General features: G+C 68.3%; 1 protein-coding gene. It reads right to left on the reverse strand.

Features of this window, described 5'->3' with window-relative positions; translation table 11 throughout:
- On the reverse strand, positions 1 to 1,289 hold a 1,289-nt coding region (locus tag QOL81_RS25750; RefSeq protein ID WP_283440171.1), incomplete at both ends, for a non-ribosomal peptide synthetase.

The raw sequence follows: 1,289 nt of genomic DNA on the forward strand, positions 1-1,289 counted from the left end.
ACGTCCACCGCCGCCTCCGTCGGCCCATACAGGTTATGCAACTCCGCCTGCGGCAGCCGGCGGTAAAACTCTGCCACCAGCGCCGCCGGCAGCGCTTCCCCGCTGCACATCACCCGCACCACCTGGCCGCAGCGCGTCGCCGCCTGCCCGTCCGCCAGGAAGCTTTGCAGCATCGACGGCACGAAGTGCAGCGTGGTGACGCCGTACTGTTCGATCGCGCGGCTCAGGTAGTCCGGATCCTTGTGCCCTTCCGGCTTCGCCATCACCAGACGCGCGCCGACCATCAGCGGCCAGAAGAACTCCCACACCGAGACGTCGAAGCCGAACGGCGTTTTTTGCAGCACCGTGTCCGCCGCCGTCAGGCCGTAGGCTTCCTGCATCCACACCAGCCGGTTGACCACCCCGCGGTGCTCATTCATCGCGCCCTTCGGTTTACCGGTCGAGCCCGAGGTGTAAATCACGTACGCCAGGTGCGACGCCTGCGCGCGCCGTTCCGGGTTCTCGGCGCTCAGCGTATCCGGCAGCGCCGCCTCCAGCGCCAGCTGCGGCGTCGCAGGCTCGCCCAGCGCCGCCCGGCCGGCGGCGTCCGCCAGCAGCAGCACCGGGTCGGCATCCTGCAGGATGTACTGCAGGCGTTCGCCCGGATAGGCCGGATCGAGCGGCACATAGGCGCCGCCGGCCTTGAGGATACCGAACAGCGCCGTCACCATGTTCAGGCCGCGTTCGGCGCACACCGCCACCCGGCTGTCCGGGCCGACGCCGCGCGCTATCAGCGCGTGCGCCAGCCGGTTGGCGCGGGCGTTCAGCTGGGCGTAGCTCAGGCTTTCCGCTCCGCTCACCAGCGCGGTGGCGTCCGGCGTGCGGCGCACCTGCTGCTCGAACAGCGCCGCCAGCGTCTGATCCAGCGGGTAGTCACGCTCGGTGCGGTTCCAGCCATGCAGCAGATGCTCCCGTTCGGCGAGCGGCAACAAATCGATATGGGATACTGACCGTGGGCTATTCAACGTCATCGCCCGCAGCGCCTGTACCAGGTAAACGCCGTAGCGTTCGGCGGTGGCGCGATCGAACAACGCCGTGGCGAAGTTCAGCGTACCGCTGATGCCTTCGCCGGTATCGGCCAGATCGAGCGTCAGATCAAACTTCGCCGCGCTGTATTCCAGCCCGGCCAACTCGGCCTGCAGCCCAGGCAGCGGAATATCGCGCACCGAGCCGTCCTGCCAGGCCAGCATCACCTGGAACAGCGGGGTATAGCCCAGGTGGCGCGGCGGATTGACCAGCTCCACCACCTG

The sequence above is a fragment of the Serratia sp. CC22-02 genome (assembly GCF_900182895.1).
Lineage (GTDB): Bacteria > Pseudomonadota > Gammaproteobacteria > Enterobacterales > Enterobacteriaceae > Serratia > Serratia nevei.